The following is a 21,561-nucleotide window of genomic DNA, read 5'->3' as shown; positions in this document are numbered from 1 at the left end:
AGTCGCGGCTGAGCTCAGACGATAGGCGGAATATCACGATGCTGATATACTTTCACGGAGCTTACGGACGGGACGACGTGCCTGCCGCGACGCCCGTCGAAGCGGACGAGTCAGAAGCCCGAGGCGTATTCGCTCGGCTCGGACCAAAGGGGAGCTTCATGGGGATTCGGCTTTCCCCCGAGACGGTTCTACAGTTCTACTTCAATCTGGACGCCACCGTGCATGCGGAAGTCTTGAAAGAAGAAGAGATGGAGACCCGTTCTACCACTGTCACCGTTCCGCTCGGAGAGCTTTTGATCGAAGCCGTCTACCATGGTGAGGATCTGGAGCAGAAGATTGCTTTTTCGAGAGTCAGTTGGACTGACGAAAAACTAAGAAGAAGGCCTATCCAGTCGCCCGAGCCAACGAGCACCGCCGCTCCGCGTCGGCGCTCGCGGCTCAGCTAAATCGTTAGGTAAATGTATAGTGATACCCAATTAGTCCGAATACGCAGGCTCGCTTTCGACGAGTATGAAGACCTCGAAGAGCGCAGCCGATTGGTTTCGCAGGTCGAGACGTCGGCTGAGCTCCACCAAGTCGCATGGTGGTTCAATCACGACGGATTCGAAGTTCGCGAGCTCGTGGACATGGCCGCACATCGACACTGTTCGAAGGGAACGGCTTTGATGATCTACTGGGGATTGCAGCCGGATTGGATTTACAGGCAGCAAGAGAAAGGGAAGCGACTAGATGCCATACACCTTGCCTGCCTTCCCTTCCTCAAGAAGTTGGAGCAAAGAGTGAAAGAGAATGATTTTCGAGGCGATGCGATCGCATTTTCGCCAGAGGCGATGCACGGGCGCCAATTTCGAGACGATGACCACTACCGCCCTGGGGTCCGCCTTGTTCCAGCTTGGATGAAACTCGATGTGACGGGAGCTGTAGTTGAAAGGTGTCGATTTGAAGATGAAATCACCTAACCAATCGACCGAGCCAACGGGTGTCAGCGCTCCGCGCTGACACCCGCGGCTCATCTCAAACGTTAGGCATACGCACCCGAGTCATGGCCGCTTTCAGATCAGGTTTACTATTCGTGGCAGGACTACACTGTTCGATCGCTATCGCGCAGTCGAATCACGGCACCGCAAGCCAACCTTTGGCTCAGCAATTCGAGGGCGAAATCCACAAGGTTGACGGACGAATCAAATTCTCGAACGCGAGATTGGGCAGTATTGTCCGCGAGTTCGCAGACGCCAATCGCGTTGAATTCACGGTTACTCAGGAAGCCAGTTCACTGAGATTTAGCGGAGAGCTAGCACTTGGTGACATCGATAGGTTTATGTCTGCACTTACCGAGGTTCTTCCCGTTCGGGTGACGCGTGAGAGCCAATACGCCTACCGAATCGCCGTAGTCGTGAAAGAGCCTAACCAACCGGCGCAGCCAACGCCGGGGCTGGCGCCCCGTCGCGGCTGAGCTCAGACGATCGGCAGAAGAAAGATGATCTCCCGCGAAAAAGCACGTGAGCTTGCGATGGCGAAGATACGCTCAGGTTGGTCTGTGAGCGACGACGAGCCGGCGATCGTCGACGAAGCCACGAAAGAAGAATATTTCGGCTGGGTGTTCTTCTACAATTCGCGCCGCTACCTCGAAACCAAGAAGATCTCTTTCGCGCTCGCCGGGAATGGTCCGGTCGTGGTCGATGGAGCCTCAGGCACCGTCACCATACTCGGCAGCGCTGGAGGTGTTGACCACCAGCTTTCTGAATACCGGAGGCAGAAGAAGCCGATCCAGCCACCGCAGCCAACGACTGACAGCTCCGCTGTCAGTCGCGGCTGAGTTCAATCGTTGAGACTGTCGAAAAACCCCGTTTGTCGGTGATTATTTGATACACGGTTGGCCTGATAAATGATGGGTTATGGGCACGCCCGAAAGAGGCGTGCACATCATGGCGAAGTATAAACCTTATGACTACGCGCAGACGATGATGGTGGCGGTGTCGCTGGCGGACCAACTGCAGCCGGGGACACTGGAACACACGATCCACTACGTGGTGCAGGAGCGACTCGATCTGCGCGCCTTTGACGCCGAGCATCACAACGACGATGGGGGCCGCCCGGGTTACGATCCACGGGTGCTGCTCAAGGTCGTGTTGCTGGGCTACTCGCGGGGGCTGCTCAGTTCTCGCAAGCTGGAGGCGGCGTGCCGCGAACAGATCGTGTTCATGGCCCTGTGCTGCGGCCAACGGCCGGATCACAGCACGATCGCGACGTTTGTCTCGGGCATGGGCGAGGAACGCATCAGCACGCTGTTCTCACAGGTGCTCTTGGTCTGCCATGAGGCCGAGCTACTCGGAGGGACCCACTTCGCCATCGACGGCTACAAGCTCTCCAGCAACGCGGCCAAGGAATCGAGCGGCACGCATGAGGACCTGCGCAAAAAGCGCGACAAGCTCAAGGAGCTGGTGCGCGAACACGTGCGCACGCACCAGCACAACGACCGTCGCAGTGAAGACGGCAAAGGCGGCGGCAGTTCGTCCCTGCTGCCCCGCGATCCCGCCAAGCGCCTCGCGCGCCTCCAACGCCAGGCCGAGCGCATCGAACGATTCCTCAACGAAAACGAACCCCGCCAGGGCCGCAGTGGCACCGAGATCCAAAGCAACGTGACCGACAACGAGTCGGCCAAGATGAAGAGCAGCCACGGCATCATCCAGGGCTACAACGCCAACGCCATGGTCGACGCGAAGCACCAGGTCATCGTGCACGGCGAAGCCTTTGGCGTCGGCGACGACGGCGCGGTGGCCACTGCCATGCTGGCCGGCGCCGCCACCCACCTCACTCACGCCACCGGCGAGGACGACCCGTTGCGCCAAAAGATCGTGAGCGCCGACACCGGCTATTTTTCCAACCAAAACCTCGAAGCGTTCGAGGCCGCCGAGGTCGACGCCTACGTGCCCGATCCGAAGTTCCGCTCCCGTGACCCGCAACTGGCCACCGCCAAGCGGCACCGTCGCCCGACCGACCGCCGCAAACAGGACTACCGCTCCAAACGTCGCTGGTTCCGTGGCGACGACTTCACGTTCGACGAAGCCACTGAGCGCCTCATGTGCCCCGCCGGCCAGCGCCTGTATCGCTGCGGCCACGACCACGTCACCGCGCAAGGTTACCGCGCCACCTCTTACCGCGCGCCTAAGACCGCCTGCTTAAGCTGCGAGCTGCGTGACCGCTGCCTGCAACACCCCGAGAGCGGCAACCCACGCCAAGTGCGCGTCTTCCACGGACGCGTCACCGAGACCCTCACCTCGCGCATGAAGGACAAGATCGACACGCCTGAGGGCCGACAGATCTACAGCCGCCGCCTCGGCATCGTGGAGCCGGTCTTCGGCAACCTCGGCGCGCAAAAAGGCATGAACCGATCGACGCTGCGCGGTAGGGCCAAAGTGGATACCCAATGGAAACTCTACTGCCTGGTGCACAACCTGGAGAAGATCGCCCGCCACGGCAGACCCATAAGATGAGCGAAGGGGCGCAATCCAGCCCGCGATCGCGGCGCGCAACGCCGCCGCCAAGGCATCCTATCGCATCATTCCCCTCAAATCCCCAGATCCTCCCCAAAACCGCGCCCCTGTAGCAAAAATCCCGTGCCCCTATATCAATCCCAACCAAGCCCACCCCAACCTCGACAGCAGCGGGTTTCCCGACAGTCTCGTTGGCCGTAAGCCATGAGATCGCACGACATACATGAGGTTCTAGCCAGTGAGTTTCACGCCGTCCCCGAAGAGTGCTGGTCGCCCCGATTTGATCCATGGGAGCATCGTCCGGATACATTCTGGCGAGAGCATCTCTGGTCAGGTGTGAGCGCAGCAGAAGAAGCTGAAGACGTATGGATTCGGACAGGGTCGTGGCCTGAAGTAGATGAGCGCACACGCTATTTCCTTCGACTTCGCCTGGAGAATGCCGGACGAGCTGTGACCAGCGATCAGGCACCAGATATAAGCGCGGTATCCGACGGAATCCTAGCCGGCGGAATCGCCGGTCGAAGAGCCATATCGCGAGTCGTGTCCACGTTGTGGACAGAAGACATGGCCCGTATTTGGGAAGCCGAATCGATACGGCACGAAAGTCCGCGCAGGGTGTATATGTCCCGCCCTGAACAAGATCGAACTTAGATGAAGAGGCCAACCAACCAGTGGAGCCAACGACCACAGGCCGTCCTTTTTCGGTCGGTTTCATTGGCTCACCTCCCCGTCCGTGATCTGCTGTGGTCGCGGCTCACTTGAAACGTTAGGCGCGATGCCATACTCCCCAAACTCCCTGTTTCGAAAAGGCGTCAACTGGCAAATGAACGCCTGCATTGGAACAAATGGCGGCCCCCACGACTACCGGGCATATGCAGATGGCTTCTTCGATGCCGCTGAGCACCTCATTGAGTCGATTCGTTCTCGACGCGAACCGAGACTGCACATCGATACCGCAATCTATCCGATTGTTCAGTCGTATAGACACGGACTGGAACTCTCCTTGAAGCATTTGCTCATCGAATCGACCTTGGTATTACGATCAAATCCCGAGCTGCCGATGATACACGATCTTGGAGAGTTGTGGCGTGACCTTAAGACTCGGATTAGCGAGCTCCCTGCACCCGTCGTTGAGGCCGACGATGTTCTGAAGCTTGAGCAGGCGATATCTGATTTTTCGTGTATCGATCCGATCGGTATGGTTTTTCGCTATCCAGAGGACAGAAAGCGTCAGCTCCATATTCAGACATCAGAGTTACTGAACTTGGAGGTCCTTGAGGAGGGCATGAAGTCAGTGAGGCAGATCACAGAAAACATGCGGTCATCTATTTCTTATCTTATCACCCTGTCACATGAAGAAGACAGGGCCTAACCATCCGCCGCAGCCAACGACCGCCAGCTCCGCTGGCAGTCGCGGCTGAGCTCAGACGATAGGCGGAATATCACGATGCTGATATACTTTCACGGAGCTTACGGACGGGACGACGTGCCTGCCGCGACGCCCGTCGAAGCGGACGAGTCAGAAGCCCGAGGCGTATTCGCTCGGCTCGGACCAAAGGGGAGCTTCATGGGGATTCGGCTTTCCCCCGAGACGGTTCTACAGTTCTACTTCAATCTGGACGCCACCGTGCATGCGGAAGTCTTGAAAGAAGAAGAGATGGAGACCCGTTCTACCACTGTCACCGTTCCGCTCGGAGAGCTTTTGATCGAAGCCGTCTACCATGGTGAGGATCTGGAGCAGAAGATTGCTTTTTCGAGAGTCAGTTGGACTGACGAAAAACTAAGAAGAAGGCCTATCCAGTCGCCCGAGCCAACGAGCACCGCCGCTCCGCGTCGGCGCTCGCGGCTCAGCTAAATCGTTAGGTAAATGTATAGTGATACCCAATTAGTCCGAATACGCAGGCTCGCTTTCGACGAGTATGAAGACCTCGAAGAGCGCAGCCGATTGGTTTCGCAGGTCGAGACGTCGGCTGAGCTCCACCAAGTCGCATGGTGGTTCAATCACGACGGATTCGAAGTTCGCGAGCTCGTGGACATGGCCGCACATCGACACTGTTCGAAGGGAACGGCTTTGATGATCTACTGGGGATTGCAGCCGGATTGGATTTACAGGCAGCAAGAGAAAGGGAAGCGACTAGATGCCATACACCTTGCCTGCCTTCCCTTCCTCAAGAAGTTGGAGCAAAGAGTGAAAGAGAATGATTTTCGAGGCGATGCGATCGCATTTTCGCCAGAGGCGATGCACGGGCGCCAATTTCGAGACGATGACCACTACCGCCCTGGGGTCCGCCTTGTTCCAGCTTGGATGAAACTCGATGTGACGGGAGCTGTAGTTGAAAGGTGTCGATTTGAAGATGAAATCACCTAACCAATCGACCGAGCCAACGGGTGTCAGCGCTCCGCGCTGACACCCGCGGCTCATCTCAAACGTTAGGCATACGCACCCGAGTCATGGCCGCTTTCAGATCAGGTTTACTATTCGTGGCAGGACTACACTGTTCGATCGCTATCGCGCAGTCGAATCACGGCACCGCAAGCCAACCTTTGGCTCAGCAATTCGAGGGCGAAATCCACAAGGTTGACGGACGAATCAAATTCTCGAACGCGAGATTGGGCAGTATTGTCCGCGAGTTCGCAGACGCCAATCGCGTTGAATTCACGGTTACTCAGGAAGCCAGTTCACTGAGATTTAGCGGAGAGCTAGCACTTGGTGACATCGATAGGTTTATGTCTGCACTTACCGAGGTTCTTCCCGTTCGGGTGACGCGTGAGAGCCAATACGCCTACCGAATCGCCGTAGTCGTGAAAGAGCCTAACCAACCGGCGCAGCCAACGCCGGGGCTGGCGCCCCGTCGCGGCTGAGCTCAGACGATCGGCAGAAGAAAGATGATCTCCCGCGAAAAAGCACGTGAGCTTGCGATGGCGAAGATACGCTCAGGTTGGTCTGTGAGCGACGACGAGCCGGCGATCGTCGACGAAGCCACGAAAGAAGAATATTTCGGCTGGGTGTTCTTCTACAATTCGCGCCGCTACCTCGAAACCAAGAAGATCTCTTTCGCGCTCGCCGGGAATGGTCCGGTCGTGGTCGATGGAGCCTCAGGCACCGTCACCATACTCGGCAGCGCTGGAGGTGTTGACCACCAGCTTTCTGAATACCGGAGGCAGAAGAAGCCGATCCAGCCACCGCAGCCAACGACTGACAGCTCCGCTGTCAGTCGCGGCTGAGTTCAATCGTTGAGACTGTCGAAAAACCCCGTTTGTCGGTGATTATTTGATACACGGTTGGCCTGATAAATGATGGGTTATGGGCACGCCCGAAAGAGGCGTGCACATCATGGCGAAGTATAAACCTTATGACTACGCGCAGACGATGATGGTGGCGGTGTCGCTGGCGGACCAACTGCAGCCGGGGACACTGGAACACACGATCCACTACGTGGTGCAGGAGCGACTCGATCTGCGCGCCTTTGACGCCGAGCATCACAACGACGATGGGGGCCGCCCGGGTTACGATCCACGGGTGCTGCTCAAGGTCGTGTTGCTGGGCTACTCGCGGGGGCTGCTCAGTTCTCGCAAGCTGGAGGCGGCGTGCCGCGAACAGATCGTGTTCATGGCCCTGTGCTGCGGCCAACGGCCGGATCACAGCACGATCGCGACGTTTGTCTCGGGCATGGGCGAGGAACGCATCAGCACGCTGTTCTCACAGGTGCTCTTGGTCTGCCATGAGGCCGAGCTACTCGGAGGGACCCACTTCGCCATCGACGGCTACAAGCTCTCCAGCAACGCGGCCAAGGAATCGAGCGGCACGCATGAGGACCTGCGCAAAAAGCGCGACAAGCTCAAGGAGCTGGTGCGCGAACACGTGCGCACGCACCAGCACAACGACCGTCGCAGTGAAGACGGCAAAGGCGGCGGCAGTTCGTCCCTGCTGCCCCGCGATCCCGCCAAGCGCCTCGCGCGCCTCCAACGCCAGGCCGAGCGCATCGAACGATTCCTCAACGAAAACGAACCCCGCCAGGGCCGCAGTGGCACCGAGATCCAAAGCAACGTGACCGACAACGAGTCGGCCAAGATGAAGAGCAGCCACGGCATCATCCAGGGCTACAACGCCAACGCCATGGTCGACGCGAAGCACCAGGTCATCGTGCACGGCGAAGCCTTTGGCGTCGGCGACGACGGCGCGGTGGCCACTGCCATGCTGGCCGGCGCCGCCACCCACCTCACTCACGCCACCGGCGAGGACGACCCGTTGCGCCAAAAGATCGTGAGCGCCGACACCGGCTATTTTTCCAACCAAAACCTCGAAGCGTTCGAGGCCGCCGAGGTCGACGCCTACGTGCCCGATCCGAAGTTCCGCTCCCGTGACCCGCAACTGGCCACCGCCAAGCGGCACCGTCGCCCGACCGACCGCCGCAAACAGGACTACCGCTCCAAACGTCGCTGGTTCCGTGGCGACGACTTCACGTTCGACGAAGCCACTGAGCGCCTCATGTGCCCCGCCGGCCAGCGCCTGTATCGCTGCGGCCACGACCACGTCACCGCGCAAGGTTACCGCGCCACCTCTTACCGCGCGCCTAAGACCGCCTGCTTAAGCTGCGAGCTGCGTGACCGCTGCCTGCAACACCCCGAGAGCGGCAACCCACGCCAAGTGCGCGTCTTCCACGGACGCGTCACCGAGACCCTCACCTCGCGCATGAAGGACAAGATCGACACGCCTGAGGGCCGACAGATCTACAGCCGCCGCCTCGGCATCGTGGAGCCGGTCTTCGGCAACCTCGGCGCGCAAAAAGGCATGAACCGATCGACGCTGCGCGGTAGGGCCAAAGTGGATACCCAATGGAAACTCTACTGCCTGGTGCACAACCTGGAGAAGATCGCCCGCCACGGCAGACCCATAAGATGAGCGAAGGGGCGCAATCCAGCCCGCGATCGCGGCGCGCAACGCCGCCGCCAAGGCATCCTATCGCATCATTCCCCTCAAATCCCCAGATCCTCCCCAAAACCGCGCCCCTGTAGCAAAAATCCCGTGCCCCTATATCAATCCCAACCAAGCCCACCCCAACCTCGACAGCAGCGGGTTTCCCGACAGTCTCGTTCGCCCAAAATGGAGACTCCGACGTTCGAAGAGTGTGTGGGGATGCTGAGAAGCAAAGACCCGATGACCTACGAAGACGGCTACCAGTGGCTTCAGGGATTCCTAAGCACGCACTTCAAAGACATCGTGGTGCTTATGCAGAAGGAGCAAGACGAAGACATTCGGTCGAAGTTCGTTGAGTTGGTTGGCGATTCAAAACGGAGCGAGGCTATCCCGATCCTAGAAGCAGAGCTGAAAAGCGACCTCATGGCAGTCCGGTCTTGGGCCTACAGCTCGCTATTGTATTTTGAAGACCCTGTTGCTGAAAAGATCGCGGAAGAGTTCAGAGCCCAAAATCCGAACGAAGATTTCTTATGAGAAGTTCCAAGAAGGCGAACCAGCCAGTTGAGACAACTCCGTGCAGTGCTGCGCACTGCACTCCGCGTCTCACTTGAATCGTTCGGTTTAAAAGATGCGTCCATATCGAATCGTTTCTCTACTTGGGCTTTTTTCGCAGGCGCTTCTTTGGGTTGGTCTCGCGGTCGGTATTACTGCGATCACACGCGCATTGAACTACGCCGACCAGGGTGATTCTGACGCTGTCAGTGCCACGCTTGAAGCGAACTGGAGCTTCGTCCGAGCCAGTAGGATCGTCGGCTTCTTAGGCTTCATCGCCTTGCTTGTGACGCTCCTGCGTGAAGAGGAGAGAAGTAAGAAGATCGTTTGGGGGATTCTGGTCTCATCGGTGGTTCAGATCTTTCTATTCCCACTCGGCACGATATTGGGTTTTGTAGGCCTCGCGCTGACCATGAGAGTTCTTCGTCGCATCGATACCGAACCCCGGAAGAAAGGACCGAACCAGCCGCCGCAGACAAGGCCGACAAGTCGGCCTGTCTGAGCTGAGACGATGGGCGAACAAGTGATGAGCGATAGTCTACAGGCGAAGCTCGATGCTGTGTGTGATGAGGTCAGCTTTGTGGCATTCGTCAGCGCGCTCGCTTCCGATCGCGCTGACGAACTTCGGAAAGAAGAGCAGTCACCGTCCTCTCCGTTTGGACCCGGCGCGAACGGATGGGAGAATGCCACGGTCGAAGCATTCTTGGAGTCTGCGGCCGCTTGGGCCGAAAGCTCGAAGAGATCCCCCCAGTTTCGTGCCGCCGCGAACCCATGGAAACGGTGTGCGGAAATCCTCCACGCAGGAAAGCACTACGAATGAAGAAAGAGCCCATCCAGTCGCCCGAGCCAACGAGCACCGCCGCTACGCGTCGGCGCTCGCGGCTCAGCTAAATCGATGGGCGGACGAATGAATCGTGATACGAAAGACCTGCTTCGGATCGGAGCGACGATTCTCCTTCTCATCGTTTCGGCAGTGACCCTCTATCTGTCTCTGTTTTGGGGCTGGGCGTCCGGCACCGGCTCCGCAGACCAGCCTCACTTGAAGTTCGTGAGCAATATCGCACTTGGGATTTCCTTCGTATCATTTTGGAGTTCGATCGGCATCTGGATCGTTCCACGCTTCATGAAAAGAAAAGAGCCCATCCACCCACCGCAGCCAACGCATGTCAGCTCCGCTGACATGCGCGGCTGAGTTCAGACGTTGGACATCAGAGATGTATATTCTGGGCGTTCCACTGCTGTTGATCGCATTTCTGACCGGCGTCGTGATGGCCTTCTCACCACGTCGAAGGAAGATCGGCATTCCGTTAGCCTTGATGTGCTTGGGCTTCGCGATTGGTCGATTGGTCGCCGAAGACGGATGGAAGCAGAAGTTCGAAATCCTCCCGGACGGCAGGTCCGAGGAAGAAGTGAAGCAGGCGCTCTGGTGGGAGACCCTCGAGTTCGAAGACGGAAAGTCCCCTCTCGGATATTCGCTCCGCCAGAATCACCCCGACGTGAAGAAAGAAGTGTGGTGCGTAGCTTTCTTCTTTCCCGAACAGTATGCGTTTGGGTTTGATGAGTCGGGCCGCTTGGTAGCCCGCTATCACTACATTTCCCCCTGAAATGAAAAGGTCCAACCAACCAGTCGAGCCAACGAGCCACAGCGCTCCGCGCTGTGACTCGCGGCTCACTTGAGACGATGAATATGAGATACTTCTTACCAGCGCTACTTGGCCTCCTTTTGTTCGGATGCGCCAAAAGCTCGAATGGAAAGATCGAGTATCATTCGTATGCTCTTGTCCAAATACTGCGGTCAGCCAGGTCTTCGGACGTCGTCGATGACGCGATCATATCCGGGGAGGATGCGAGAACCGTGGTGTTGGTAGCGAGCAGCCACGACCTGAAGAGAAGATATTGGCGAAGAGTGGTCGATGAGGGACTAGAGCGATCAGTTGCTGATCCCTACTTGGGAGAGCGCGAATATTCCGACGAGGTCGGGTTCGAGGTATTTTCTCAGAATACGGTTATTGGCTTGGTTCGATTGAGTTTGATCGTGGAGATGGGTTTCATCCACACAGATCCTGAGATCACGAGGAGCGTAGCAGACCTGATGGCCGAAGAATTCTTGAAGTATGAGGGGGAGATTGCAGAGGAGGATTCGAGGGCGCTACGATCTCGGTTTATATCCCATGCTTTCCTACCAAAGGAGCCAGGAATCAATGATCCAACCAATCAGTAGAGCCAATTCGGGCCAGCGCTTTGCGCGGACCCTCTTGGCTCACCTCTAACATTGGGCAATCCAAGATGAATCGATACTCGAAGATCTTCGTTCGTTGGTGGGCGTTTCTGACTGTGGCGTATACGATTACTGTCCTAGGCTTCTCGATCGTATCTGGACTCTTCCAGATGTGGAGCTTTGGCATGTCTGGGCATTCTAGTCCGTTCTCACAGAATCGGCTGTTTTTCCCTTCCCAGATGATCTTTGCCCTACCCGATCCTCCTGAAAATCGGCATTTGCTCGGTCATGCGTTTGCGAGTGGATTGTTTTATTCAGCCATCGGCTCAGCCGCCCTCATCGCCACGGTTTATGAAAAAAAATGAGCCCAACCAACCGGTCGAGACAACGGCGACCGCTGCGCGGCCATTGCCCCACACTTAGATCGTTTGACAAATATGAAGGTGCTTGGGCGAGTGAAGAAACGCACGGTGGTCTGTATCGGAGCCATTACCTTGGTTTACGCAGGCATTCTGATCGGGAAGGCCGTCTCGACCAGAACGGTGCATTTCCAAATTACCTCAGACTTCGACGGATGCGTCCTTTATCGCGGCGAAGGGGACCCTCGACATCCTTTGGTAGTGTCGGCGCGGACTGCCACTGCAGATGATCTGTTGACGGTCGTGAGATGGGACGACGCATCTTTCGTAAGTGGGGTAGCCCCTTTGCTGCCCACCATTGACATCGTGGCCCACGTAAAGGCCGATACCGTTATCGACTACGCGATTTCTGCCCTCTTTTGGTGCGACAAAGAGATAGTTGCGACCAAACTTGAAGCGGGGCTCAGGATTCCTGACGCCGTATCTCCCCCCTGAGACGAAGTTCACCCGAATCTCCCAGTCCGAAGCTTCAGCGGAGATTGAGTGTTGGAGGAGTAAAGGGACGCGTCCGGCGCGGCTCAGTTCTAACGTTGGCCGTAAATGAGCACTCCTGCCACAGCGCTAAGATCGGCAGCTTACGTCGGCGATTTGGTGACGGTGAGAAGATTGTTGCTCGAAGCGGTCGATCCCAATGTGCCGGACGGATATGGTAGGACCGCGTTGTGCCATGCCGCTGGGCGCGGGCATCTTCATGTCGTCGAGGAGCTATTGGGCAGTGGCGCGTGGCCCGATCTACATGAGGACTACGACACATATCCGACTCCGCTGATGATGGCCGCATCGAACGGTCACTTGGAGGTCGTGCAGATGTTAGTCGCGGCCGGAGCGAATCCTAGAATTCATTCGGGAGTTTCGCAGCGAACTGCCGAGGCATACGCACGTTCGAATGGGTTCTCGATTGTCGCCAAGTATCTCCAAACCCTAAACCCATGAAGAGAAGAAGGCCAACCAACCAGTCGATACAACTCCAGTCAGTGCTTCGCACTGATTGGAGTATCTCACTTTAATCGTTCAGCATCCGGCCTATGAAATACTTACGCGCTGCCTCATTCGTTGCGATTGTCGGAGGGTTCTTTGCGTTCGTTCGTGTAGGTGGAGCGATCGTTGCGGAGGCCTGGTTCGATGGGCCGCACCACATCTCGTTCGTTCTTCCCGTGTTCACGCTCGCGGCGATATCCGCGGTCGGTGCGGTATTGAGCGGAATCGCCTTTTTGCGCCGCCCTGAACGTGCGACAGCGTTGTTCGTTTCGTTGGGGGCTAGCTTCGGAACCTGGGTGATACTCGCCTCGTCGGCACTTCACCTTCCTGCGTCAGTTCCATTCCTCTCGGCTGCGTGTCTCTACTTCTTGGTTTTTAAGCCAGCAGTGACTCGGGAGTTTCCGAAAGAAAAAGGGCTGGACCAATCGCCGGAGACAAGGCCGACAAGTCGGCCTGTCTCAGCTTAGACGTTGGACGCTGATGAGTGCGGAAATCGTCGCAGGTCTCTGTTTTGCAGTCGGCTTCATTTCGGTGGCAGCCATGACCATTCTGAATGTTCTACTTGTCGGTGAGACAAATGAAGATCTGCGGCCATTCAGCGATTGGGTGATTTTTAGTTGGGGCACTCTTCCGTTTCGTCCTGAGGCCCTTTCGCCCCAAGGGTTGTGGTATCGAAAGTGGTATCTGAGATTCCTCGTCGCGTTCGTTGCTTCGATCCTACTCCTTCTCACGGCATCAGTGTTTGGCGCATCATGATTCTCAGGAAAGAGTCCAACACACCTGGTGCAGACAAGGCCGACAAGTCGGCCTGTCTCAGCTTAGACGTTGGGCGCTAAGAACCGATGAGTGCAGACTGGAATCTCGATCGTAAGCCGACCTCTTTCGAAAGAGCGGTTGGGGTGATTTGCGCGCTCGTCTTGTGTGCCGTTGGAGGGGCGTCACTTTGGTTCTCGGTCACATTCCTGAAAAGTGTGGTAGCGATTTTTCTCACCGCCGGATTCACGCTGTTTTCGTGCTACTTGGCCTACCATTTTGCATGCACGTCCGGTCGGAAGATGTCCCTACGAGAGGTCAGCCTGACCGCGAAGACTCTGACCGTATTCGGCTCCGTTGCCTTGCTATTGGCCGTGCTCGAGAAAGATACCGCCGGCCGGCTCTTACTGATTTCGAGTGGTCTTGCTTGTATCGCTGGCGGCCTGCGCAACCTGGCGAAATCAAAGTCAAAGCCCAACCAACCGGTGCAGACAAGGCCGACAAGTCGGCCTGTCTGACCTATGAATCGTTGGAAAATTTAGCATATGAAACGATTGATCGCCTTTTTCATTCTAATGACGCTGGCGTCCCCGTTGTTTGCGACTCGGACATATCACCCGCACATCGAACGTATCGAGGTCGCATTCGAAAGCGGTGATCGCGTGATTTTCACGACACACCTCAACACTGTTGCCTTGACCGCGATTACGGTCGTTTCACGTGAAGACATCGAGTATCAGGTGCCATCCAGCGCCGTAGAAGGCATCGTCGCACCGCGCTTGGACTCCTTGAGGATTACGTTTCACGAGAATAGCACTCAGCCGTATACGGAAGGTCGCTTTTCCCTCACGTTCACTTACGGCGAGGGGGCCGGCGAAGAGGCGCGTTTCTTCTTCGAAAACGGGACGTTTGTTGGAGGCCTAGAGGAGTGGTTGGCGTATGAGCATAACAAGTAGAAGTAAGGTTGCGGCAGAGAGGCCGAACCAACTCCTGAGGCCAACAGGGCAGGGTGAATCAGTTGGGGGGTAGTGGGGCGGCGTGGGCCGGATAGCGTCATGGCGCTTTCCGGGTCGCGGTGATTGGCGGCAGTTTGGTTGCGACAGGTTTTTCGGGCTGAGGGGGCTTGACGACTTTGCTAGAGTTCGCGTTGGACAGCGGGCGAACCATCGCGATGGATGGTGCGCCGGGCGTCCGCCAGACGCATTTCTTCATGAACGATACCGCTTTAGCCACCATTGCCCTGACGGGTTTCGCCGTTGCTTTTCTGCATGCCGCGATCCCGACCCATTGGCTGCCTTTTGTCCTCGTGGCGAAGGCCCGCTCGTGGTCCCACGCCAAGACTTTGGCGATGGTGAGCGCAGCTGGATTGGGCCATGTGGCGTTGACCAGTCTGCTGGGGCTGGCGATCGCGTGGTTTGGCTTTCGACTCGATGAGGAGCTGGGGCACGCGTTTCCGCTGCTGACGGCGGGGCTGCTCGCGGCCATCGCGTTCTACTATGGGTGGCGGCAACTCACGGGTCGGGGCGTGTGCCATCACCATCCGCCCGGGACGACGCATGCGCCGAGCAAGGCTTGTGGGGAGCATGAACATGACCACGGCCACACCCACTGGGACGACGAGCTGAAGGACACGCCTTTGGTGAAACCCGACCGCGGCGATTGGGCGGCGGTGAGTGGCTTGTTTGTCATGCTCACGCTGTCGCCGTGTGAAGGCTTTTTGCCGATCTATTTGAGCGGGGTGCAGTTTGGCTGGACCGGTTTTGTGGTGCTGAGCGTGATTTTGGCGCTGGGCGCGGTGGGCGGCATGACGCTGCTCACGTGGTTAACGCTGGTCGGTAGCGAACGCCTGCGGGTGGAGCGTTTTGAACGCTACGAAGCCGGGCTGCTGGCGGCGTTGTTTGCGGTGTTGGCGGTGGTCGCGCTGTGGCTGCAGCACGAGCATTGAGCCGAGATGGCGGCATAACTCGGGAACGGCGGCTGAAGCCGCCGCTACGGGGTCAGAACAGCGAGTAGATGAAGGGGGCTGCGCCGGAGCCGCCGAGTAGGATGAGCGCACTCACGAGCAGAAGCACGATGATGATGGGGGTGAGCCACCACTTTTTGTTGTGACGGATAAAATCCCAAAACTCGGCGATCATGCCGCGCTGTTCTTGGCGGGAGGCTTCGGCAAAACTGGGTTCGGTGTCGTCGGGCATGGCTGGAGAGTTCTTAACCACAGATGGGCACAGATGAACACGGATAAAATGTCGATGTGGTGGGGCGGCATCGGGCCACGCTTTCGCCTCCGGCTCAAGCGCAGCTACTTTGAGGGGCTCTAGTGCTGCTTGAGGTAGGAGGCGGGGGGGCGTTGTCCGGCGCGGGGTTTCCAGTAGGAGGTTTGGGTGGGGTCGTAGCGGCGTTCCAGTGGGTCGCGGCCCAAGGCACGCATGATGAGGCCGATGGGGGTGAGGACGAGGTAATAGACCAGGCCAAGAATCACGTGCGAGAGGACAAAGCCGATGGGGGAGGTGATATAAATCGCGGCGAGATAAACCCAGCGGACGGCGGGCGGAACGATCCAACCGAGTGCGCCGACGAGGCCGGCCAGCGACCATAACGTCCAGGCAAGGTTGGACGCACCGCGGTGTTGAGCGACGAAACCGAAAACGCCGAGGAAGAGCAGCCAGAGCGTGGCGAAAACACGCAGGTCTTTGGGCGATGGGTGGCGGTTGATTTTGATCAAAGACATGAGGGAGGGCAGCGGCGGAGCCGCTGTCGGAATGCTGAAAACTGAAAGGCTAAAAAGCTATAATGGCGGGGGCGACTCGTTCTACTTCGTTAGTATGAAAGTGGGGCCACGGATCACACCGATAAACACGGATTCCTGCCCGAAGGTTTTCCCCGACACGCCCTCGAGCTTGTCTCTGCCGGTGGGTGGGTTGGAGTGCAACGGTTCGGTGTTAGCGGAGTGGTCGCTTTCGGGCCACGCTTTCACCTCCGGCTCAAGCGCAGCTACTCTCGGGAATCTGGGCATATCCATCCGTGTAAGTTCGTGGCTGCAAAAGTGGTGGTGGGGGGGGCGGTCAGTCGTTGCCGAAGCGGGCGAGGTAGGCGGTGCGTTCGTCTACTGCTGTCTCGGGTTGGGCGTCCTTGAGGAAGAGGTGGTCGTTGATGACGAGGGCGTCCATGCCGGTGGCGAGGAAGCAGCGGTAGGCGTCCTCGGCGGTGCAGACGATGGGTTCGCCGCGGATGTTGAAGCTGGTGTTGATGAGCACGGGACACCCGGTGCGCTCGGCGAAGGTGGTGAGCAGGCGGTGGAGGCGGGGGCTGCGCTCGGTGTCCACGGTTTGGATACGAGCAGAATAGTCGACGTGGGTGATGGCGGGGACGGTGCTCCTGACTTCGTTGACGCGCTCGACGCCCTCGCGGGGATCGGTGGTGACCTCACGACGGTGTTCCTCCCGCACGGGCGCGACGATGAGCATGTAGGGGCTGTCGTGCTCGGGGGAAATCTCGAAGTAATCGCTGGCGTTTTCACGGCGCACCAGCGGGGCGAAGGGGCGGAACGATTCCCGGAATTTGATCTTCAGGTTCATCGTGCTCTGCATGCGCGTGTCGCGGGCATCGCCGAGGATGGAGCGGCTGCCGAGGGCGCGGGGGCCAAACTCCATGCGGCCCTGCACCCAGCCGACAACCTGCCCCTCGTCGAGGAGTTCGGCGACGCGTTGCAGGAGGGCGGATTCGTCGGGCAGGTGTTCGGCGACCGCTTGGTGACGGGCGATGGTGGCCTCGATGTCGGTCGTGGTGATGGCGGGACCGAGGAGGGAAGCGTGTTGGGCGTCGGGCGTGCGGTGAGTGCGGGGTTTTTCGAGAAGTTGGTGCCAGGTGAAGAGCGCGGAGCCGAGGGCTCCACCGGCGTCGCCGGCGGCGGGTTGGATCCAGATGTGCTCGAAGGAGGATTCGCGCAGCAGGCGACCGTTGGCGACGCAATTGAGGGCAACGCCGCCGGCGAGGCAGAGGTGGCGCGAGCCGGTGGTGGCATGGAGGTGGCGGGCCATGCGCAGGACGATCTCCTCGGTGACGACCTGCACGGAGGCGGCAAGGTCGAGTTCGCGTTGGGTCAGCTTGGCTTCGGGGCGCCGGGGCGGTCCGCCGAAGAGCTTGGCGAACTTGTCGGACGTCATGGTGAGGCCCTGGCAGTAGTTGAAATAACTCTGGTCGAGGCGGAAGGATCCGTCGTCGCGCAGGTCCAGCAGGTGGTCGCGAATGGTGTCGGCGTAGCGCGGCTCACCGTAGGGCGCCAGGCCCATGAGTTTGTATTCGCCGGAGTTGACCCGGAAGCCGCAGAAGTAGGTGAAAGCTGAATACAGCAGGCCGAGCGAGTGGGGGAAGTGCAGCTCGGAGGTGAGCGTGATGCGGTTGCCGTCGCCGTGGCCGAGGCTGGCGGTGGCCCATTCGCCGACGCCGTCGATGGTGAGGATGGCGGCTTCGGCAAAAGGCGAGGGAAAGAAGGCGCTGGCGGCGTGGGACTCGTGGTGCTCGGTGAAGACGTAAGGTTTGGTGTAGAGCCCGCCGAGGCCGCGGTTCATCTCGCGGGGGAGTTGCAGTTTCTGGTGGATCCACTGCGGCATGGCCTTGAGGAAAGAGGCGAAGCCGGCCGGAGCGACGGCGAGGTAGGTCTCGAGCAGGCGCTCAAAGCGCAGGAAGGGTTTTTCGTAGAAGGCGACGTGGTCGAGCTCGGCGGCGGTGATGCCGGCCTCGCGCAGGCAGTAGTCGATGGCGTGCTGAGGGAACCCGGCGTCGTGTTTCTTGCGCGTGAAACGCTCCTCCTGGGCGGCGGCAACGATCTCGCCGTCGACGACGAGGGCGGCGGCGGAGTCGTGGTAGAAGGCGGAGAGGCCGAGTATGTAAGTTCTCACCGGGAAGAAGCGGCGTTGGCGGCGGCGGAGAGGCGTTCGTAGTCGCGGCGGAGTTCGGTCGAGACCGGACCGCTGGCCATAAGGTCGCGCATGTAGCGCAGGGTGGCGGTGGTGTCACCACGCGACTGATACACCTGCACGAGACGGTCGTTGTTGGTGAAGTTGCGGGGGTTGTAGGCGTGGGCGGCCAACATCAGATCGACGGCGTCGTCGTAGCGCTCGGCGGCGAGGTGGTATTGCAGGAGCGGTTGCAGGGCGCGTTCGTCGTCGGGCACGATGGCGAGCACGGCTTGCCACTGGGTGACGGCGGCGGAGCGGTCACCGGCGGCGTCGAGCAATTGAGCGTAGGCGAGGCGCACGCCACGGTTGTTGGGCATGGCTTCGACCCATGTGGCAAAGGCGGTGCGGCCGGTGTCAAAGTCGCCGAGGGCACTCCAGAGGGAGGCGAGCAGCGGATAGGTTTGCGGGTAGTAGGGTTCGGCCTCGATCACGGCGAGGAAGAGGTCCACTGCCGCCCGGGGGGCTCCGGTCTCGGCGAGCAGAAAGGCGCGCAGCACGCGGGACTCGGCGTTGGCCGGGACGATGGCGTCGTGGGCGTCGAGCAGGCGGAGGGCGCGGGCGCGGTCGCCGAGTTGAACAGCGAGCTTGGCGGCGTGGAACGCAAGGAAGGCGGAACCGGGATCGGCGAGACGAGCGGCTTCGATGGTGCCGGAGGCGCGGGAAAGGGCATCCGGGGTGAGCAGGTGGTTCAGGCGGTTGATTTCGGCGCGAGCGAAGGTCCGGTCTTCGGCGTAGGTTGACTGGCCGGTGAAGGGGGGGCGCGTCACGAGGTCGTTCATCACCTGCCACTGGGACAGGTGACCGACGGGGGTGAAGCCGATCGCGGCGGCGAGGTCGGCGATGGAGGGGAAGCGACCGATCGTGGCGTGCGGTGCGAGCAAGGGGGCGGCGACGGTCGCAAGCTCGCGGGTGATGGCGTGGTTGCCGGTGAAGGTGAGGTGAACGTGCTCGAAAAAGTGGCGGCGACCGCCGAGACCTAGGGCGGTGGCGGAGTCGGCGAGGTAAGCGCCGGGGGCGGCGGCGGTCGTGTCGCGGATGATCTGGTTGATGCGGTCGTCGGCGCGGAAGCGCAGGGCATCGTATTGGAGGGCGGTGCGGAAGTGGGTGGTCGCGGCGGCGGTGTCGCCGGCGGCGAGCCGTTCGCGGCCGCGGTGAAAATGGGTGTCGGCGTCGAGTCCGTCGGGGGCGGGGCGGGACACAAACGGAGCGCAGTCGCTCAGGTTGACCGCGACGGTGGATACGACGACGGGGACCTCGGCGGCGGCGGCGAGTTCGAGCATGTCGTGCAGGTTGGCGGTGAAGTTGGCGTAGACCGTGGCGAGGCGCGGGTCATCGGCGGGCACTTCCTCGCGGGCAAACATTTCCATGCCGCGCCACGACCGTTGATCGGAGGCGGCGGCTCCTTTGACCTGACCGATGAGGGACTCCAGCAGTTGACCGGTGCGGGTGGCTCGAAGGCGTTGGCTGGCGCGGATAAGGGGCAGGGGCGGGGTGGCGGCAGTGATGGCCGAACCCGGACCGTAGGGACCGACCACCTCGTTGTTGCCGAGGTAGATGACGAGGAGATCGGGTTCGAAGGCCAGCACCTCGCGGAGGATGGGCAGGACGACGTGGGAATTGATGGCGGTGATGCCGAGGTTGTGCACCTCGATGGGTTCGCCGGGCAGCATGGTGGACAGGGCGGCTTCGAGTTGCGGGGCGAGGCCGAAGCCGGCCTCCGGCACCCCCATCGCGGCGGAACCGCCGAGCAGGAAGACGCGTTTGGTGCCAGTGGGTTTGGTGCGGGTGAGGCGCAGGTTGACCGCTTTGAGGCCGAAGGAAGCCGGGAAGACACTTTCGGTGAAACGTGGGTTGCTGCGGAACGCATCGGCTGGTGCGCCCGGGGAGTCGTCGGGGATAAAAAAGTGCGGATCGCGGCCGTAGTCGCCCAGTCGCAAGGAGAGTTCAAGCGCGCTGAGGAAGAGCAGCGGCGCGAGCACCACGAGAAGGAGTTTAGGGATCCAACCGATGCGGGACTGGGCGGGGGGACGGGGCATGAAAGGCGCGACATTGAGTAGGGGGGAGGCAGGCGTAAAGCCCGACTGGGCGAAGGATGAGACGCCGGGTGACGGGGCTCTGGTCGCGCAGCTTCGGGCTGGCGGTGGCGGGACGTATGTGCGTGGTGGTGACGCAATGGTTTCGGTGATGGATCCTGAGTATGGCGCCAAGCGGCGTTCACGGTGGCAACTGCTGGCCCTGGTGGCGGTGTGTGCGGTGCTGTGGGGGTCGGCGTTTCCAGGCATCAAGCTGGTCTTCGACCACTGGGCGGCGCAGGGGATCGAGGCGGATTTTGCGACGCGGTCGTTGTTTGCCGGGGTGCGTTTTACGGTGGCGGGTTTGGGGCTGTTGTTGTTTGCGCGGGCACCGTTGCGAGAATGGGCGGAGACGCCGCGGTATTGGATTCTGGCGATGGCGGCGGCGCAGACGGTGGGACAATACGTGTGCTTCTACATGGGGCTCAGCCTGTCGAGTGGGGCGCTGGCGTCGTTGCTGGTTTCGAGTGGGAGCTTCTGGTGGGTGTTGTTGGCGCCGCCGTTTTTGGGGACGCCGCGGCTGACGCGACGACAGTGGCTGGTGCTGGCGGCGGGGGCGCTGGGCGTGACCATGGCGGTCTATTCGCCGGGCGTGGGGGAAGGCAGTCCGCGGCTGGGGGGCGGGTTGATCTTGGCCGCGAGTTTTTTTGGGGCGCTGGGGCTACTGGCCTTTCAGCGAGTGAAGCGCACGATGGGGGCGCGGGCCGGCACGGGGTATTCGTTGTTCCTGGGCGGCGTGGTGTTGCTCGCGCTCGGTTGGCCTGCGGTGCAAGCGGGCGGGTTGGCGTGGTTCGACGCCTACGTGTGGGCGTGGACGGCGTGGCTGGCGTTTGTGTCGGCGGCGGCCTTTGCGTTGTGGAACCACCTATCGACGCTTTTCCCCGCGCCGGAGCTGGCGACCTATCGGTTCCTCATTCCGCTGGCGGGCGTGTTTGAATCGCTGCTGTTGTTGGACGGCGAGCGGCTTACCGTTGGCATGGTCGCGGGTGGCGTGGTCGTGCTGGCGGCGATGAGCCGGATTGCGGTGCGGAAGGCGGGATAGTTTGGCTTAACACCAAGGTAGCGAAGGAGGTGCAGTGGGGTGGCTGGCAGGCTGAGGGGCAGGGCTGGTTTGGACACAGAGGTCACGGAGGAGGCACGGAGAGCACGGAGCAGGTGGGCTGTGAGGCAGGGATGGGATGGCCACTAAGAGGCACAAA

The 21,561-nt window shown here is 59.9% G+C and carries 28 protein-coding genes; 24 read left to right on the top strand and 4 right to left on the bottom strand.

Going from position 1 to position 21,561, the window contains the following annotated elements; genetic code table 11:
• Positions 1-77 precede the first annotated feature (77 nt).
• From K1X11_RS05485 to K1X11_RS05385, 23 genes are all read left to right on the top strand, one after another.
• On the top strand, positions 78-446 hold the full coding sequence (locus tag K1X11_RS05485; protein WP_324726110.1) for a hypothetical protein: 369 nt from the start codon (positions 78-80) through the stop codon (positions 444-446).
• A gap of 12 nt (positions 447-458) precedes the next feature.
• Complete coding sequence (locus tag K1X11_RS05480) at positions 459-959, top strand: DUF4274 domain-containing protein (protein WP_221033307.1); 501 nt, start codon at positions 459-461, stop codon at positions 957-959.
• A gap of 83 nt (positions 960-1,042) precedes the next feature.
• Positions 1,043-1,453, top strand: coding sequence for a FecR family protein (locus K1X11_RS05475; protein ID WP_221033308.1), 411 nt, complete (start codon positions 1,043-1,045; stop codon positions 1,451-1,453).
• An 84-nt stretch (positions 1,454-1,537) separates the two neighbouring features.
• Positions 1,538-1,816, top strand: coding sequence for a YrhB domain-containing protein (locus tag K1X11_RS05470; RefSeq protein WP_324726109.1), 279 nt, complete (start codon positions 1,538-1,540; stop codon positions 1,814-1,816).
• A gap of 79 nt (positions 1,817-1,895) precedes the next feature.
• Complete coding sequence (locus tag K1X11_RS05465; protein ID WP_324725960.1) at positions 1,896-3,494, top strand: IS1182 family transposase; 1,599 nt, start codon at positions 1,896-1,898, stop codon at positions 3,492-3,494.
• Positions 3,495-4,269: 775 nt separating this feature from the next.
• A complete protein-coding gene (locus K1X11_RS05460; RefSeq protein WP_221033305.1) occupies positions 4,270-4,866 on the top strand; it encodes a hypothetical protein in 597 nt (198 codons plus the stop codon).
• A gap of 114 nt (positions 4,867-4,980) precedes the next feature.
• Entirely contained in the window at positions 4,981-5,349 is a 369-nt protein-coding gene (locus K1X11_RS05455) for a hypothetical protein (protein ID WP_324726110.1), read from the top strand.
• Between the two features lie 12 nt (positions 5,350-5,361).
• Positions 5,362-5,862 carry a DUF4274 domain-containing protein gene (locus K1X11_RS05450; protein ID WP_221033307.1) on the top strand — a complete coding sequence of 167 codons (501 nt, stop codon included), beginning with the start codon at positions 5,362-5,364 and terminating at the stop codon, positions 5,860-5,862.
• Positions 5,863-5,945: 83 nt separating this feature from the next.
• Positions 5,946-6,356 carry a FecR family protein gene (locus K1X11_RS05445; RefSeq protein ID WP_221033308.1) on the top strand — a complete coding sequence of 137 codons (411 nt, stop codon included), beginning with the start codon at positions 5,946-5,948 and terminating at the stop codon, positions 6,354-6,356.
• Positions 6,357-6,440: 84 nt separating this feature from the next.
• Entirely contained in the window at positions 6,441-6,719 is a 279-nt protein-coding gene (locus tag K1X11_RS05440; RefSeq protein WP_324726109.1) for a YrhB domain-containing protein, read from the top strand.
• A gap of 79 nt (positions 6,720-6,798) precedes the next feature.
• A complete protein-coding gene (locus tag K1X11_RS05435) occupies positions 6,799-8,397 on the top strand; it encodes an IS1182 family transposase (RefSeq protein WP_324725960.1) in 1,599 nt (532 codons plus the stop codon).
• A 201-nt stretch (positions 8,398-8,598) separates the two neighbouring features.
• On the top strand, positions 8,599-8,946 hold the full coding sequence (locus tag K1X11_RS05430) for a HEAT repeat domain-containing protein (RefSeq protein ID WP_221031930.1): 348 nt from the start codon (positions 8,599-8,601) through the stop codon (positions 8,944-8,946).
• Between the two features lie 94 nt (positions 8,947-9,040).
• Positions 9,041-9,466, top strand: a complete 426-nt coding sequence (locus tag K1X11_RS05425) for a hypothetical protein (protein ID WP_324726108.1) — start codon at positions 9,041-9,043, stop codon at positions 9,464-9,466.
• Positions 9,467-9,475: 9 nt separating this feature from the next.
• Entirely contained in the window at positions 9,476-9,784 is a 309-nt protein-coding gene (locus K1X11_RS23485) for a DUF7660 family protein (protein ID WP_425503820.1), read from the top strand.
• An 87-nt stretch (positions 9,785-9,871) separates the two neighbouring features.
• Complete coding sequence (locus tag K1X11_RS05420; RefSeq protein WP_221031928.1) at positions 9,872-10,156, top strand: hypothetical protein; 285 nt, start codon at positions 9,872-9,874, stop codon at positions 10,154-10,156.
• A gap of 22 nt (positions 10,157-10,178) precedes the next feature.
• On the top strand, positions 10,179-10,568 hold the full coding sequence (locus K1X11_RS05415) for a hypothetical protein (RefSeq protein WP_221031927.1): 390 nt from the start codon (positions 10,179-10,181) through the stop codon (positions 10,566-10,568).
• A gap of 83 nt (positions 10,569-10,651) precedes the next feature.
• Positions 10,652-11,185, top strand: a complete 534-nt coding sequence (locus tag K1X11_RS05410) for a hypothetical protein (RefSeq protein WP_221031926.1) — start codon at positions 10,652-10,654, stop codon at positions 11,183-11,185.
• 236 nt (positions 11,186-11,421) lie between these two features.
• Positions 11,422-11,547 carry a hypothetical protein gene (locus tag K1X11_RS05405; protein ID WP_255599905.1) on the top strand — a complete coding sequence of 42 codons (126 nt, stop codon included), beginning with the start codon at positions 11,422-11,424 and terminating at the stop codon, positions 11,545-11,547.
• Between the two features lie 90 nt (positions 11,548-11,637).
• Positions 11,638-12,036 carry a hypothetical protein gene (locus K1X11_RS05400; RefSeq protein WP_324726107.1) on the top strand — a complete coding sequence of 133 codons (399 nt, stop codon included), beginning with the start codon at positions 11,638-11,640 and terminating at the stop codon, positions 12,034-12,036.
• A 105-nt stretch (positions 12,037-12,141) separates the two neighbouring features.
• Entirely contained in the window at positions 12,142-12,534 is a 393-nt protein-coding gene (locus K1X11_RS23480; protein WP_221031925.1) for an ankyrin repeat domain-containing protein, read from the top strand.
• A 525-nt stretch (positions 12,535-13,059) separates the two neighbouring features.
• Positions 13,060-13,335 carry a hypothetical protein gene (locus tag K1X11_RS05395; RefSeq protein ID WP_324726106.1) on the top strand — a complete coding sequence of 92 codons (276 nt, stop codon included), beginning with the start codon at positions 13,060-13,062 and terminating at the stop codon, positions 13,333-13,335.
• Positions 13,336-13,877: 542 nt separating this feature from the next.
• Entirely contained in the window at positions 13,878-14,288 is a 411-nt protein-coding gene (locus K1X11_RS05390; RefSeq protein ID WP_221031924.1) for a hypothetical protein, read from the top strand.
• Positions 14,289-14,542: 254 nt separating this feature from the next.
• Positions 14,543-15,277 (top strand): sulfite exporter TauE/SafE family protein, encoded by a 735-nt coding sequence (locus K1X11_RS05385; RefSeq protein ID WP_221031923.1) that lies wholly within the window; start codon positions 14,543-14,545, stop codon positions 15,275-15,277.
• A 52-nt stretch (positions 15,278-15,329) separates the two neighbouring features.
• On the opposite strand, the gene K1X11_RS05380 is transcribed toward K1X11_RS05385, so the two are convergent.
• From K1X11_RS05380 to K1X11_RS05365, 4 genes are all read right to left on the bottom strand, one after another.
• Positions 15,330-15,527: a DUF5989 family protein gene (locus tag K1X11_RS05380; protein ID WP_221031922.1), complete on the bottom strand. Its 198-nt coding sequence runs from the start codon at positions 15,525-15,527 to the stop codon at positions 15,330-15,332.
• A 119-nt stretch (positions 15,528-15,646) separates the two neighbouring features.
• Positions 15,647-16,060 carry an SxtJ family membrane protein gene (locus K1X11_RS05375; protein ID WP_221031921.1) on the bottom strand — a complete coding sequence of 138 codons (414 nt, stop codon included), beginning with the start codon at positions 16,058-16,060 and terminating at the stop codon, positions 15,647-15,649.
• A 334-nt stretch (positions 16,061-16,394) separates the two neighbouring features.
• Entirely contained in the window at positions 16,395-18,230 is a 1,836-nt protein-coding gene (locus K1X11_RS05370; RefSeq protein WP_324726104.1) for a carbamoyltransferase family protein, read from the bottom strand.
• Positions 18,227-20,326, bottom strand: a complete 2,100-nt coding sequence (locus K1X11_RS05365; RefSeq protein ID WP_221031920.1) for a tetratricopeptide repeat protein — start codon at positions 20,324-20,326, stop codon at positions 18,227-18,229. Before K1X11_RS05365 ends, K1X11_RS05370 begins: the two co-directional genes overlap by 4 nt.
• A gap of 136 nt (positions 20,327-20,462) precedes the next feature.
• Between K1X11_RS05365 and K1X11_RS05360 the strand changes: the two genes are divergently transcribed.
• Entirely contained in the window at positions 20,463-21,404 is a 942-nt protein-coding gene (locus K1X11_RS05360; protein WP_221031919.1) for a DMT family transporter, read from the top strand.
• Positions 21,405-21,561 lie beyond the last annotated feature (157 nt).

This window comes from Actomonas aquatica, from assembly GCF_019679435.2.
Classification (GTDB): domain Bacteria; phylum Verrucomicrobiota; class Verrucomicrobiia; order Opitutales; family Opitutaceae; genus Actomonas; species Actomonas aquatica.
Note: the sequence above shows the minus strand (reverse complement) of the source record. Positions and strands in the feature narration are given on the sequence as shown.